This window comes from Neotamlana nanhaiensis, from assembly GCF_000943555.1.
Classification (GTDB): Bacteria; Bacteroidota; Bacteroidia; order Flavobacteriales; family Flavobacteriaceae; genus Neotamlana; species Neotamlana nanhaiensis.
In genome coordinates this window covers 70711-84640 of the sequence record NZ_JTDV01000010.1, presented here as the reverse complement: position 1 = coordinate 84640, position 13930 = coordinate 70711, and the positions used below count along the sequence as shown (strand labels likewise).

Annotated in this window: 14 protein-coding genes and 1 other RNA gene; 9 read left to right on the top strand and 6 right to left on the bottom strand. The window is 34.0% G+C overall.

Annotated features, from left to right (window positions below; all coding sequences use genetic code 11):
* The first annotated feature begins 9 nt into the window (after nt 1-9).
* From PK35_RS10890 to PK35_RS10875, 4 genes are all read left to right on the top strand, one after another.
* Nucleotides 10-1548 (top strand): phytoene desaturase family protein, encoded by a 1539-nt coding sequence (locus tag PK35_RS10890; protein WP_044626754.1) that lies wholly within the window; start codon nt 10-12, stop codon nt 1546-1548.
* Between the two features lie 7 nt (nt 1549-1555).
* Complete coding sequence (locus PK35_RS10885) at nt 1556-3226, top strand: acyl-CoA--6-aminopenicillanic acid acyl-transferase (RefSeq protein WP_044626753.1); 1671 nt, start codon at nt 1556-1558, stop codon at nt 3224-3226.
* On the top strand, nt 3227-4516 hold the full coding sequence (gene flxY / locus PK35_RS10880; protein ID WP_044626752.1) for a flexirubin biosynthesis putative acyl-CoA ligase FlxY: 1290 nt from the start codon (nt 3227-3229) through the stop codon (nt 4514-4516).
* A 73-nt stretch (nt 4517-4589) separates the two neighbouring features.
* A complete protein-coding gene (locus PK35_RS10875) occupies nt 4590-4832 on the top strand; it encodes an AAA family ATPase (protein ID WP_052825981.1) in 243 nt (80 codons plus the stop codon).
* 363 nt (nt 4833-5195) lie between these two features.
* Here PK35_RS10875 and ssrA read toward each other — a convergent pair.
* Nucleotides 5196-5592, bottom strand: a transfer-messenger RNA (tmRNA) gene (gene ssrA, locus PK35_RS17415).
* A gap of 311 nt (nt 5593-5903) precedes the next feature.
* Between ssrA and PK35_RS10870 the strand changes: the two genes are divergently transcribed.
* From PK35_RS10870 to PK35_RS10860, 3 genes are read left to right on the top strand one after another with little or no spacing between them, the layout of a single operon-like run.
* Complete coding sequence (locus PK35_RS10870; RefSeq protein ID WP_044626751.1) at nt 5904-6323, top strand: DUF1801 domain-containing protein; 420 nt, start codon at nt 5904-5906, stop codon at nt 6321-6323.
* A 5-nt stretch (nt 6324-6328) separates the two neighbouring features.
* The gene (locus PK35_RS10865) at nt 6329-7534 is read left to right on the top strand and encodes an NAD(P)-dependent oxidoreductase (RefSeq protein ID WP_044626750.1); all 1206 of its coding nucleotides are present in this window, start codon (nt 6329-6331) and stop codon (nt 7532-7534) included.
* Between the two features lie 29 nt (nt 7535-7563).
* A complete protein-coding gene (locus PK35_RS10860; RefSeq protein WP_044626749.1) occupies nt 7564-8346 on the top strand; it encodes an SDR family NAD(P)-dependent oxidoreductase in 783 nt (260 codons plus the stop codon).
* Here PK35_RS10860 and PK35_RS10855 read toward each other — a convergent pair whose 3' ends face one another.
* The 4 genes from PK35_RS10855 to PK35_RS10840 all read right to left on the bottom strand — a co-directional run bounded on the left by PK35_RS10855 (nt 8347) and on the right by PK35_RS10840 (nt 11605).
* The gene (locus PK35_RS10855) at nt 8347-9015 is read right to left on the bottom strand and encodes a DUF1361 domain-containing protein (RefSeq protein ID WP_044626748.1); all 669 of its coding nucleotides are present in this window, start codon (nt 9013-9015) and stop codon (nt 8347-8349) included.
* A gap of 179 nt (nt 9016-9194) precedes the next feature.
* Entirely contained in the window at nt 9195-10574 is a 1380-nt protein-coding gene (creD, locus tag PK35_RS10850) for a cell envelope integrity protein CreD (protein ID WP_044626747.1), read from the bottom strand.
* Nucleotides 10575-10628: 54 nt separating this feature from the next.
* Nucleotides 10629-10922 carry a winged helix-turn-helix domain-containing protein gene (locus PK35_RS10845; RefSeq protein ID WP_044626746.1) on the bottom strand — a complete coding sequence of 98 codons (294 nt, stop codon included), beginning with the start codon at nt 10920-10922 and terminating at the stop codon, nt 10629-10631.
* A 74-nt stretch (nt 10923-10996) separates the two neighbouring features.
* Nucleotides 10997-11605: a hypothetical protein gene (locus PK35_RS10840; protein ID WP_044626745.1), complete on the bottom strand. Its 609-nt coding sequence runs from the start codon at nt 11603-11605 to the stop codon at nt 10997-10999.
* A gap of 125 nt (nt 11606-11730) precedes the next feature.
* On the opposite strand from PK35_RS10840, the gene PK35_RS10835 reads away from it, so the two are divergent.
* Entirely contained in the window at nt 11731-11994 is a 264-nt protein-coding gene (locus PK35_RS10835) for a hypothetical protein (RefSeq protein WP_044626744.1), read from the top strand.
* Complete coding sequence (locus PK35_RS10830) at nt 11981-12358, top strand: DUF1801 domain-containing protein (RefSeq protein ID WP_044626743.1); 378 nt, start codon at nt 11981-11983, stop codon at nt 12356-12358. Before PK35_RS10835 ends, PK35_RS10830 begins: the two co-directional genes overlap by 14 nt.
* Here PK35_RS10830 and PK35_RS10825 read toward each other — a convergent pair.
* Nucleotides 12355-13899, bottom strand: a complete 1545-nt coding sequence (locus PK35_RS10825; protein ID WP_044626742.1) for a PepSY-associated TM helix domain-containing protein — start codon at nt 13897-13899, stop codon at nt 12355-12357. The genes PK35_RS10830 and PK35_RS10825 overlap by 4 nt on opposite strands.
* Between the last annotated feature and the right edge of the window lie 31 nt (nt 13900-13930).

Here is a 13930-nt window from a genome sequence, read left to right as displayed (position 1 = left end):
AACGATTTAATGAAGGAGCACTACGACGTTGTTATTGTAGGAAGCGGACTTGGAGGTCTTGTGAGTGCCATAATTTTAGCAAAAGAAGGCTATAGCGTATGTGTTTTAGAAAAAAACCAACAATACGGGGGTAACTTACAAACTTTTGTAAGAGATAAAACCATTTTCGATACGGGCGTACATTATATTGGCGGGTTAGATGAAGGTCAAAATCTACACACTTATTTTTCCTATATCGGGATTATGGATCATTTAAAGCTAAAACGTTTAGATGTTGATGGTTTTGATGTCGTGACTTTCGATAATTATGAAGGCGAATTTCCATACGCTCAAGGTTATGATAACTTTAGAGAAAAACTTATTGAAAAGTTTCCCAGCGAAAAGGACGCTATTGTAACCTATTGCAATAAAATGATTGAAGTTTGCCAAAAGTTTCCGCTGTATTCGGTAAAAAAAGGCAACCCTTACGATATTGAAATTTTTCAAGAATCGGCAAAAGGATTTATTGATTCTTTAACCAATAATAGCAAGTTAAAAGGGGTTTTGGCAGGAACAAATTATTTGTATGCTGGTTATAAAGAAGACACGCCGTTGTATGTGCATGCGCTTTCGGTTAACTCGTATATAGAAAGTGCTTATCGTTGTGTTAATGGTGGAAGCCAAATAACAAAACAACTTATTAAGCAATTAAAAAAGCATGGAGGTGAAGCTTATAAAAACCAAAAGGTTACCGAGTTTAGTTCAGAAAATGGGAAAGTAACTCAGGTGGTTTGTGCCGATGGAAAAGTAATTCGAGGCGATAAGTTTATATCTAATATCGAGCCTAAATTAACCTTGCAAATGTTAGGGGAAGATAGCCCTTTAAAAAAAGCCTATGTAAACCGTATTAACACTATTGAAAATACCATAGCACCGTTTAGTTTATATGTGGTTTTTAAAGAAAATTCATTTAAATATTATAATCATAATTTCTATCATTTTCGCGACGTAGAAAAAATGTGGGATTCGCAAGATTATACTCAAGAAACATGGCCAGAAGGTTATATGGTATCGTTTGGAGTGGGCCAAAACACCTCCGATTTTGCCGAATGTTTAACGGTGATGACTTACATGCGTTGGGATGAAGTTGAAGGTTGGAGCGATACGTTTAATACCGTTAAAGAGAAAAACGAAAGAGGTGAAAGTTACGAAGCTTTTAAAAAAGCAAAAGCCGAAAAATTAATTGATGAATTAGAGAAAAAGTTTCCTAATATTCGCGATTGTATTGAATCATACTATACATCTACACCGCTATCGTATCGCGATTATATTGGTAGTCACAACGGGTCCATGTACGGTTATGTAAAGGATGTGAACAAGCCGTTACAATCTATTGTATCCCCAAAAACTAAGGTGAAAAATCTATATTTTACAGGACAAAGTTTAAATATGCATGGTATTTTAGGGGTTACTATTGGTGGCGTAATAACCTGTTCTGAGATTTTAGGAATGGATTATCTGGTAGATAAAATTAATAAGGAAACCAAAGTATCGGAAACCATAAAGTAGTTTTGGCATGAAACTGATTTTTAAGTCGGTACATAAATTGTTTTGCACTTTGGCTGTTTTAATGCTGGTGTCTTGTGGTGTTAAAAAATCCTTGCACGATATACCAGATGTTACTCAGTTTTCTTCAGAAATACCAGAGAGAACAACAATAAACGATTCTACATTTGCTTTAAACAATAACTTTCTTACCAAAAATAAGCAAGGGCAATGGGAATTGTTGGTTAGTGGCAATCCGTTGCAATTGGGTTTAAAAACGGGGCGTTTAACACAAGAATTATTTGCCAAACAGGAAGCTTATTTTTTAGGAAAGGTGGAAACCATGGTGCCATCAAAATTTAAGCAGAAGTTACTACGTAAACTTATGGCGTGGTATAATCGCAAAATGTATTTACACATTCCAGAAGAATTTAAAACCGAAATTTACGGTTTAGCCCAATATGCTGGCGATGATTACGATTATATTGCCGATGATTATTTGCGCATTCTTTATTTACACGGTGCGCACGACATTGGTCATGCCTTTCAAGACTTGGCCTTGGTTGGTTGTTCATCGTTTGCCGTTTGGGGCGATAAAACAAGCGATGGTAGCATGCTAATTGGTCGGAATTTAGATTTTTATGCGGGCGACGATTTTGCCAAACAAAAAATAATAGCCTTTGTAAAACCCGAAAGTGGTTACAATTTTATGTCGGTAACTTGGCCAGGAATGATTGGAGTGGTTTCTGGGATGAACGAAAAAGGTTTAACTGTTACTATAAATGCTGGTAAGTCTAAAATTCCGTTAGTGGCCAAAACGCCTATTTCCATTTTAACACGAGAAATTTTGCAATATGCATCAAATATAGAAGAAGCTGTGGCGATTGCTAAAAAACGACAAGTTTTTGTGTCCGAATCTATATTTATAGGAAGCGCCGCCGATAAAAATGCAGTAACTATCGAGGTGTCGCCTAAAAACTTTGGGGTGTATCAAGTGCCTAATGCCAATCAGTTAATTTGTACCAATCATTTTCAAAGTGATGCTTATAAAACCGATGATCGCAATGCAGAACATATTCACAATAGCCATTCACAATACCGTTACGAGCGCTTGCAAGAACTTATAAATGAAGAAGAAAAAATAACGCCACAAAAAGCAGTGGCTATGTTGCGCAATCGTGAAGGATTGCACGATTTGGCCTTAGGTTATGGTAACGAAAAAGCTTTAAATCAGTTGTTGGCGCATCATGGTGTGGTTTTTAAACCTGAGCAAGGTTTGGTTTGGGTGTCTTCAAACCCATATAATTTAGGCGAATTTGTGGCTTATAATTTAAATGATGTTTTCGCAAAAGCGGAAGGTGATTTTAAATCGAATCAAACTTCAGCATTGAATATAGAAACCGATCCGTTTTTGTATTCTGAAGCTTATAAAAATTATGAAAATTATCGTGTTGAAAGTAGAAAGCTATCCGAAGCTATTTCAAATAACACACACATTAATACCAACAAATTAGAAGCTTTTAAACAATTAAATCCTAATTTTTGGGAAGCCTATTATTTGGTAGGAAAGTATTTTTACGAAAAGAAATATTATACCGCGGCATTGCTTAATTTTGAAGCAGCTTTAACCAAAGAAGTAACTACGGTGCCAGATCGTGAAAATTTAAAAGCATATATTAAAAAAATAAAAAGGAAGTTGTAAATGATTCCCGACATAGAGAAAGCATCTTTGCAAGACATAAAAGTTTTTCAAGAAGAAAAATTAGCATCATTATTAGCGTATTTAAGTGAAAATTCAGCGTATTATCAACGCGTTTTTTCAGAAAATAATATTGATGTTTCAACTATAAAAACTCTTGAAGACTTAAGCCTAATTCCCTTTACCACAAAGGATGATTTACAAAAAAACAACGACGATTTTTTATGCGTGCCTAAGCATAAAATTCGCGATTATGTGACGACTTCGGGAACTTTAGGCGATCCTGTAATTTTTGGTTTAACCGATAAAGATTTAGATCGTTTAGCATATAACGAGGCTATTTCATTTGCTTGCGCAGGCGTGAAAGAAGGCGATGTGGTGCAACTTATGACAACCATAGACCGCCGATTTATGGCAGGTTTAGCCTATTTTTTAGGTGTTAGAAAATTAGGAGCCACCATAATTCGTGTTGGTGCTGGCGTGCCAGAATTGCAATGGGATTCTATTTTAAAATTTAATCCTACTTATTTAATTGTGGTGCCATCGTTTTTGCTAAAACTTATTGAATATGCCGAATCGCATGGTATCGATGTTAATAAATCTGGTGTAAAAGGCGCAATTTGTATTGGTGAATCTTTAAGAAATCAAGATTTTACATTAAACACCTTAGCCGAAAAAATTACCGCAAAATGGGATATTAATTTGTATTCAACTTATGCTTCTACCGAAATGAATACAGCCTTTACCGAGTGCGAACACAATCAAGGAGGGCATCAGCATCCAGAATTAATAATTACTGAAATTTTAGATGAAAATAACCAACCTGTACCAAAAGACGAAGTAGGTGAATTAACAATTACAACTTTAGGGGTTGAAGGCATGCCGCTATTGCGTTTTAAAACTGGTGATATGGTAAAAGCCCACACCGAAGCTTGCCCTTGTGGTCGAACTACCTTACGACTTGGACCTGTGGTTGGTCGTAAAAAGCAAATGATAAAATATAAAGGCACCACGTTATATCCGCCGGCTATGGATAATATTCTAAACGATTTTGCCGAGGTGGAAAGTTATGTTATCGAGATTAGCCATAATAGTATTGGTACCGACGAAATTTGCTTAAAAATAGCGACGACAAACAATTCCAAAGATTTTTTAAACGCTATAAAAGATCATTTTAGAGCCAAACTTCGGGTAACGCCAAATATAGAGCTTCATCCAAAAGAAACGATTGAAAAACTCCGCTTCCCGAAAATGAGCAGGAAACCTATTTTGGTTATTGATAGGCGCGGGTAATACTTGTATACAGCAAGTTTTAGTGTGAAATTTGAAATAATCCATTTAAATTTAGTGTTGAAAATTTTTAATCATGCCATATCTTTCATCAATAAATTTAAATATAAATAGAACACAGCCTTATCCTTACGATGTGCCAGCGATAAAATTTGGGAAGCATATTGATTTATCCAACAAAATTACTTTTATAATTGGTGAAAATGGAACAGGTAAGTCTAGTTTGCTTCAGACTTTAGCGTATCGTCTACAACTACCGCATATGGATGGTACAAGTTATTCTAAAAAATGCTTTGAGGCTGCGAAGCAGTTAGTTTAATATCTGAAGTTGCAATGGAATATAGAGCGATCGGTAGGTTTCTTTTTTTGAGCAGAATATTTTGGCGGTTATTTAAATAGTGTACACCGAAACAATATTAATTTACAAAATCAATTTAATTTAGGAGAAGAGGTGCCTCAACATATTGTCCAACAAATGAAAGATAGTGCAAATTTTCAATTACATCGTGTTAGGCGAGATTTTGGACAAGAATTGTTTACGAGGTGACCAATCAAAGTATGGTTAAAACGGATTTAGAATGCACTGATCATTATTCCATAACAAAAATGTTTTTAAACAATCCAGAATCTTTTTTACGGCATTTATAACAAAAAACGCTCTAAAATAATTTAGAGCGTTTTTTTGTGGAGTCGGAGAGAATCGAACTCTCGTCCAAACAAGTAACCAAAGGGCTTTCTACACGTTTATTCTTTTCTTATTTTTTCGATTGCAAGCTGGTTAAAGACAACCCACTTACAACTTAGCTTTTAAATCTCGAAAAGGCATCAAAGCGCTACCTAATCTTAGTTAATCTTTACGATGCCTCAAAAAAGAACGCCATTAACCAGGGCTTTCTAGAGACATTTAGCTTGCACACCTTGTGTGCCGGGGCTTGAACTTACTATAATTCAGTTATTAAGCAGCTAAAGCGTAGTTATTCTCGCCGTTTAAAGTTTGGTCTAGCCTTTTAGGTGTTTCAAAACCATTACACCACGTGCTTACCGTTCAATTAATCTCGCTGTCAAAACCAGTCGACCCCTTAATGAAATAGTAAATTTTAATTTACGTTATTGAATTAATCCCGAACTTGTTTCGGGAGCTCATCAATTAAAAGTTTTTATGTCACTTCAACTGTCACACTGAGCGAAGTCGAAGCGTATTTTTAAACAGTGTGCGTTACCCACTTTTGCTTTTAATGGCAAAAGTGCGTCAGGCTTTCGGTAGTCGCTCTCTGCGAGGAGCTCCAACAATACCTCAATCCTTAACGCGGGCGGCAAAGATATTAAAAAGTTTGTAAATCTGTTTTAATACACTTAAATTACAACAAAAAGTATTCCATTGTATTGTGCTATGCAAATTGTCAGTCATCCAAAAGTAACCGAAATATTTAATAATTATCCACCACAAGTAAAACTCAAAATGGATGCATTGCGAGCTTTGGTTTTAAATACCGCAGACAACGTTGAAGGCTTGGAAAAACTAGAAGAAACCCTAAAATGGAATGAACCCAGTTATGTTACAAAACACGGAAGTACGTTGCGAATCGATTGGAAACCAAAAGCACCCAACCAATACGCTATGTATTTTCAATGCACCTCGCAACTCGTTTCTACTTTTAAAATAATTTACAAAGGCGTTTTTAAATTCGAAGGCAATAGAGCTATCATTTTTAATCTAAATGAAACGATTCCTGTAACCGAACTTAAGCATTGCATAACTCTTGCATTAACCTATCATAAAATAAAACATCTGCCACTTTTGGGCGCATAAAATCTATGAAATTCGCAATAATCACAGAACGTAAAACACCACCCGATCGTCGTGTGGTTTTCTCACCAGAAAAATTAGTTGAGGCTAAAAGGCAATTTCCAGAAGCCCAATTTGTTGTAGAAGCTTCAAATATTCGTGTGTTTTCAGACGAGGCGTATCGACAAGCAGGTATTGAAGTTGTTAATGACGTATCAGATGCCGATGTTTTTATTGGCGTAAAAGAAGTGCCTATTTCGGCATTAATTCCTAATAAAAAATATTTCTTCTTTTCGCATACCATAAAAAAGCAACCTTACAACCGTAAATTATTAAAAGCCATTTTAGATAAAAATATTGAGCTTTACGACCATGAAACCATTGTCGATGCTAAAGGCAACCGACTTATAGGCTTCGGAAGATTTGCAGGCATTGTTGGGGCTTACAACGGATTTCGTGCTTGGGGTTTAAAATACAATACTTGGCAGTTACCAAAAGCAGGTCCGTTGCCTAATCAAGCCGCTTTAATTGCCGAATTAAACCAAATTGAACTTCCTAACATCAAAATACTGCTAACCGGAAGTGGTAAAGTCGCAAACGGAGCTCAAGAAATGTTAGATGCTATGCGTATAAAATCGGTGTCGGTTAAGGAGTATTTAAACGACAGCTTCAACGAGCCTGTGTATTGCAAAATTGATGTGCTCGATTATAATAAACGCCGCGACGGACGTGTACTTAACAATATCGATTTTTTTAATAATCCACAAGATTATCAATCTAACTTTATGCGATTTGCAAAAGTAACCGACTATTATATCGCCGGTCATTTTTACGGCGATGGCGCACCATATTTATATACCAGAGCTGATGTTAAGTCGTCCGATTTTAACATAAAAGTGGTCGCCGATATTAGCTGCGATGTCGATGGACCAGTAGCAACAACGCTTCGTGCATCAACCATTGCAGATCCTATTTATGGTTACGATTCGCAGACAGAATCGGAAATAGATTATAAAAACGAAAACGCCATTGTAGTTATGGCGGTCGATAATTTACCATGCGAATTACCGCAAGATGCTAGCGAAGGTTTTGGCGATATGTTTTTACAACACGTTATTCCTGCGTTTTTTAATGGAGATAAAGACGGTATTTTAAAACGCGCCAAAATTACCGAAAAGGGTAAGTTAACCGCAAAATTTAGCTATTTACAAGATTTTGTAGACGAAAAAGAGTGATTTTCCATAATTATTACTTTATTTGAGGTATGAAACAATCCGCTTTAGTTACAGGTGCTGCCTCTGGTTTAGGTTACGAATTGGCTGTTTTGTTAGCCAAAGACAATTACAAATTATTTTTAGTTGATATTGATGCTTCAAAATTAATACAAGTAAAAACCGAACTAGAAGCGTCCTATAATGTTGAGGTGGTTACCTTACAAAAGGATTTGAGTCAAGTAAATGTCGCTCAAGAGATTATGAACGACATAAACAACGAACCTCTAGATGTTTTAATAAATAACGCGGGTTTTGGTTTATTCGGTACTTTTGCCAGCACCAGTTGGGAACGTGAGTCTCAAATGCTAAACGTTCACGTTGTTACCGCAACACATTTAACTAAATTAGCACTAGATGGTATGGTAAAACGTGGTTCGGGGAAAATATTAAATATGTCTTCGTTGGCTGCCTTTCAACCAGGGCCTTTAATGTCTATTTACTATGCCTCAAAAGGTTATATGTTATCATTTTCTGAGGCTATAGCAAACGAATTAAAAGGCACAGGCGTTACGGTAACCGCTTTATGCCCAGGCCCAACAAAAACGGCGTTTCAAGAAACGGTTTCTGCCAACACTTCAGAAAATAAAATAAAATTTAACATGGGTTGTGCGCAATCGGTCGCGCTTTATGGTTATAAAGCCATGTTAAAAGGTAAACCCTATGCTATTCCTGGTGGGTTTAATAAATTTTTAGCAACATTACCGCGTATTATTCCTCGTAATATGGCAGCTTCAATAGTTAGAAAACTTCAAGAGAAAAACAGAAAGAACTAGTTAGTGCTTCAAATTTTGTTGTTCTAATGTTTTAATTATCCAAAATCCACCGCAAAGAAATAATCCAAAAATAATGGTGAATAACCAAGGGTTTGTCATAGATTTTGGGTTGGTTAAAAGGTGAAAAATATCAACTATTAAATCTATTGGATTACTTACAATATCCCAAGAGTTATACCTAAAGTATCTTCCTAAATAAACCCCAAATGCCGATGCAAACAAAATAGTCACAGTAGTATATAAACTGGTTTTATATGAAAGATATTTAGCAGTGATTTTATTAAAATCTAAAAGCGAAAAATAAAATAATAATAACCCGCTTAAAGCAAAGGCTGCAATAATAAGGGCATCGAGCCAAAAATAATGACTGTAGTTGTATTGTAAATGCACAAAATCGGTGACTATATAGGGCGCATTAGGTAAAAAAAGCAGCCAAATACCTAGCCATAACACCATACTTAATTTATAACGTTTGGGGTTGCGCTTTAAATATGTGGTAATGGCGTAGGGAATGACTGCTAGAAAGATGTTCCAAACTAAAAATAAATAATGATAGGCATGTGTAAGCTTCATTTTAACGGCTAGTAAAAAAAAGCTTGACGATAGCGCAATAAATAAAATACTTAAAGCGCTGTATTTGTTAAATGATAATTCTTTTATCTGTTCCATGATTTTTAAATTTTTAAAGAGTGTTTTTTATAACATTACTGTTGTTTTATATAATTGAAAAAGGTTTATGCCTTTTGTCAGGTTGAGCGCAGTCAAAACCTAGTTTTTATGTTTTTAGTAAAACCTTGTTTCATGTATTGGGGTTTAGAAACAAGGTTTTGGTAATTAACTAATAAAACTTATGCGTTATTCCAATCTATTTTGCGAGATACAAACATGACTGTTGTGAGTATTAAAAACAAACCAATACTGCCAACTAGTAATGCGTAATTCTCTAACTGAATAATTACATAAATAAAGGTGTAAAGTGCCGTTAAGGACAATCCAATAAATATGGGAAACTTAAAGGTTTTTAATATGGTTTTGGAGTAAAGCGTAATTAAAACGATTACCGAAATACCAGCAGTTATATAGGCTTTAAAAAAGTTACTATGTTCCGAAATGGAGATGAGAAGTGTGTAAAACATGGTTAAGGCCAACCCAATCATTAAATACTGAAACGGATGAATATTTATTTTACTTAATGTTTGAATTAAGAAAAAGACCAAAAAGGTTAAGCCAATAACCAAAAAGCTGTATTTAGCCGATCGTTCGCTTTTTTGATATTCATCTACAGGAATCATAAAATTAACACCAAAATCGAACGCCTGTAAATTTGGTAAATTGTTGAAATGTTGTTGCGAAAACGGACGATTTATATCAAGAATTTTCCATTTTGCATCAAAACCGGCGTCACTTATTTTGTCTCCATTATAAGGTAGAAATTCCCCAATAAAATTAGCGGTTTTCCAGTTTGATGTGACATGTGCTTCAGTTTGTTTTCCTGTTGGAATAAAACGAATTTGTTTACTGCCTTTTATATTGAAGTTTATGGTGTAGGATGTTGGGGCGTTAAAATTTATCGGGTTTTTAGTAAATGTTTTAGTTTCTAGCGTATGCATTGCAACTTGGTTGTATGCTAAATTGGTTTGACTGTTATATTTTGATGATAAATCGTAGGTGTTTTTATTAAGTGTTAAATGCGCTTCATTAACACCTTTTACATTTGAAGTTTGAATAATTATTTTCGATTTTTCCCAAAGAATATCATTTTCCGAAACTTCAATATCACTAAAATCGAGTTTTGTAAAATTGCCGTTAAGTTCAATGTTACTATTGTAAACCGCGGTTTTATAAATACCACGTTGTTTCGTTTCGGGGTTAATGTTCGATTTTATATTGAGGCTTTCAGGAAAAAAATAAGCGTAATTAATAACTTCATTTGTTTCGGTAAACACCTTTTTAGTTTTTTTGTCGGTCACTATTTTTTCCGAATAGGTTTTATAGGGCACTTTTAATATAGGCCCGTAAATAAGTACTTCGTTGCCCCATTGTTCGTTTATCTCGTTTACGACTTCATCCTGTCGGAAAGAGCGTTCCTGTATTAAATTTTGAATAAAGGTGAGTGGTACTAATAAAACTAAGGTTAAAAACCCAATCATGACCATGCGTGAGGTGATAGATGTTTTTAACCAATTTGAAAATCGGTTGGGTGGTGCTGTTTTTTGAGGTGTTTCCATAAATAGTAAATTAAAGTACTTTGAATTTCAAAGTAAATGATTAAAAAAAAGGATTTATTGTTTATTAATTAATTTTTCAAGGGCATTAATATGTTTTTTAAATTCTTGTTCGCCAAGTTTTGTTGTCGCGTAACGGGTATTTGGTTTTCTACCTATAAATTGCTTTTCTACTTTTATATATTCAACTTTCTCTAGTGCTTTGGTGTGGCTTGCTAAATTGCCATCGGTAACATCGAGTAATTCTTTAAGCATTTTAAAATCGGCATATTCGTTAACCATTAAAATAGACATGATGCCTAATCTAATTCGGTGATCGAATGCTTTATTTATATTATTAATGATGCTCATGTTGTTGATTCAAAGTTTCAGGTTTAATGTTTCAAGTTAGGTAAACTAAAATTTACCGTACTAAAAACTAGCCACTAATTTCTATCATACTTAAAATGCATCCATGTGCCGTAAACAATATGCATAATGCCAAAACCAATAACCCATAACCAAAAGCCATATCCAGGACATGAAGCAGCTATTAAACCTAAAATAATATCGATAATACCTAAGTATTTAATATCTCCAATGCTGTATTTTGAAGCGTTAACGAGCGCTAAACCATAAAAAATGAGCATCAAAGCAGCGGTTTGTCCGTATTTACCTTGGCATAATACTATTAAAATATATAAACCACCAGATAATAACGGAATTAAAAAGTTTATAACCAATCGTTTTGAAGCGTTATCCCAAATTTTTACACCTTGTTTTTTCGCTTTTTTGGTGGTTAAAATAATTCCAGTGGCAATACTTAAAATGGCAACTAAAGCGAGAATAAGTAAGCATAGTTTAAAAATGTAACCATCTAAAATTAAATAACCGCGATCAGAATTTTTAACTAAAAAATAGGCAATGGCTGCACCAACAAGGGCATAAATTCCTGCTAATACTCCAGATAAACCGCTTAATGAAATAAATCGAGAGGATTTATTCATTAAATTTTTGATTTCTGATATGTCTTTTAAATAATCTTTTGATTCCATTTTAAAGTACTTTGAAATGCAAAGTAAATTCATTTACCAATTCAGAATTAGTTTTCAATGTTAATTATTTGTTAAATTAATGTAAATAAATTATTTTGCAATCGTTATCAATTCCTCTCTTAAAAATGAAAATTAATTGGCAATCTCAAACAAAGCTAGACGAAGTGTATGTGCAAACCAAACTCGATATGGAGTATGCGTTTAGGAAAAAAGTTTCAAAATTTTTAATTCAGAATCAGATAGAAGAATGTTGTGACGACTATAAATGTTTGGTTTTTAATTTTTTTGTTGACCAAGGTTATTTTGAAATATCTCCAGAAACACCAGAACCCATTTATTCTAATTTCTTATCTTTTTGGAAGAAATTAAGTTTAAATGAAGCCAGTTGAGCAATATTTTTTAAATCAAAAAGAGCCGTATCAATCCATAATGCTTTGTGTTAGAGATTCGATTTTAAGCACATTACCAGAAGCTGAAGAATATTATAGCTACAAAATTCCGTTTTATCGCATCGATAAAAAACCACTACTTTACCTTAATATTTTAAAAGGAAAAACCTATGTTGATGTGGCTTTTGTACAAGGCATTTTGCTAGAAAAAGCGTTTCCTGTTTTAAAAAACAATTCAAATAGAAAACAGGTTCGGTCATTACAAATTTATAGTCTGGAAACCTTTAATCATAACGAGTTTGTTTCCATATTAAAAGAAGCTTCAAAACATTTAAAAGCGAGTAAGAAAGCGTGGTTTGTTTAAACGGTTTTCCGTTTTATTTTAAGGCTAACCCAAAGCGTAATTAAACTTAATACTATCCAAAATACATCAATAAAAAAGAGTTGTACATCGCCATTGCTATAAGTTTTCCAGAACCAATTGCCTGTTATAAATCCGTTTGCAAATGGAATAAGTAAGCCAATAATACTTCCAGATAATAAACATATTTTGTTAGTAAAATAGTTGTCTTTTTTAAGAATGAATAATAAAGTTAAGATTAACCAACCAATAAAGTAGAAGTTATAAATAAAACTCATACTTGCAGGTTTAGCTACTTTTACAGCAATAAACGAAGCTGCTGTAATAGGATACATACTTAAACAAATGGCTAAGTAAATACGAACCAGTATTTCGTTGAATTTACGTTTTTTCTCTGGGATATTTTTTTTGTTTCGAGCTACAAGCCAAATCATAACCCCAGAAATAATTACAAAACACGAAATAATTCCAAGTATAAAGCTAATAAGTCTTAAAATATAACCGCCGTAATCACCGTAATGTATTCTGTACATTACATTTTTTACACCATCGAGATAGGTTTTAGTTTCAAACGGACTTTTACTTTCTATTAATGTTTTATTTTTTATGTTGTACAGGGCTTCACCCGTTGCGTTAAATTTATCTTGGTAGTCTAAATGGCCTTCAATTAAAAGATGCATATTTTCATCATTATAATTGAAAATATGAATTTGAGTAACATTGAAATTTTCCCATTCAGCTTTTGTTTTTTCGATATAACTGTTAATGCTATATGAAGTTGATAACGGTTTGTTTGCATATTCAAAATGCGGATGGCTGTACCCTAAATCATCATAAAATTTAGCATCATCGCCATTGTATAAGGTTAAAACCATTGGGGCAATTAGTAAAGCTTTCAGCATAAAAAAAGCACCAGTAACGGCATATACAAATTGAAATGGCAAACCAATCATTCCTAAACCTGTATGCGCATCGGTCCACATGGTTTTTAATTTAGCCAGTGGCCTAAACGTATAGAAGTTCGATACTATTTTTTTCCAATGTACGAGTACGCCTGTAACAATAGCAAACAAAAAGAAAAACGCTACAAAGCCAGATAAATAATAACCAAACGGATATTTTATTTGAGCAAAAAAGTGTAGTCGGTATAAAAATTCGCCAAGAGAATAGCTGTCGGCGTAAGTGTGTTCTTTTAAATTATCGGCATCAATGTAAAAGAATTTATTGGTTTTTAAGTCGTCTTCGGCAAGCGTGTCTTTGGTAGGTGAGAGGTTAACGCTTACGCGGTTTTCAATATAATATTTGGTAAATTCAACATCACGTCCGTTTAAATTATGAGCGCTGTTTAATGAGTCTAGAGTTTTGTCGTAGTCTAAAAAAATATGATCTGAAACAGGAGGTGCATCGTTCCGTTCCCAATTCACGATGTCGTCTCTAAAAAACGAAAACGAACCCGCAAAAAATATCACGTAAAGTGCTGCACTAATAATAATACCACTAATAGTATGCGTGTGGAATAATATATTATAAATTCTGTTTTTCATTAATTAATTTGTTGTTATTAGATGTAATTAT

Coding starts and splice junctions, on each gene's coding strand:
- PK35_RS10830 (WP_044626743.1), top strand. CDS start 11,981: ATGAAGCCAGTTGAGCAATATTTTTTAAATCAAAAAGAGCCGTATCAA.
- PK35_RS10860 (WP_044626749.1), top strand. CDS start 7,564: ATGAAACAATCCGCTTTAGTTACAGGTGCTGCCTCTGGTTTAGGTTAC.
- PK35_RS10840 (WP_044626745.1), bottom strand. CDS start 11,605: ATGGAATCAAAAGATTATTTAAAAGACATATCAGAAATCAAAAATTTA.
- flxY (WP_044626752.1), top strand. CDS start 3,227: ATGATTCCCGACATAGAGAAAGCATCTTTGCAAGACATAAAAGTTTTT.
- PK35_RS10875 (WP_052825981.1), top strand. CDS start 4,590: ATGCCATATCTTTCATCAATAAATTTAAATATAAATAGAACACAGCCT.
- PK35_RS10885 (WP_044626753.1), top strand. CDS start 1,556: ATGAAACTGATTTTTAAGTCGGTACATAAATTGTTTTGCACTTTGGCT.
- PK35_RS10845 (WP_044626746.1), bottom strand. CDS start 10,922: ATGAGCATCATTAATAATATAAATAAAGCATTCGATCACCGAATTAGA.
- PK35_RS10865 (WP_044626750.1), top strand. CDS start 6,329: ATGAAATTCGCAATAATCACAGAACGTAAAACACCACCCGATCGTCGT.
- PK35_RS10890 (WP_044626754.1), top strand. CDS start 10: ATGAAGGAGCACTACGACGTTGTTATTGTAGGAAGCGGACTTGGAGGT.
- PK35_RS10855 (WP_044626748.1), bottom strand. CDS start 9,015: ATGGAACAGATAAAAGAATTATCATTTAACAAATACAGCGCTTTAAGT.
- PK35_RS10870 (WP_044626751.1), top strand. CDS start 5,904: ATGCAAATTGTCAGTCATCCAAAAGTAACCGAAATATTTAATAATTAT.
- PK35_RS10835 (WP_044626744.1), top strand. CDS start 11,731: ATGAAAATTAATTGGCAATCTCAAACAAAGCTAGACGAAGTGTATGTG.
- PK35_RS10825 (WP_044626742.1), bottom strand. CDS start 13,899: ATGAAAAACAGAATTTATAATATATTATTCCACACGCATACTATTAGT.
- creD (WP_044626747.1), bottom strand. CDS start 10,574: ATGGAAACACCTCAAAAAACAGCACCACCCAACCGATTTTCAAATTGG.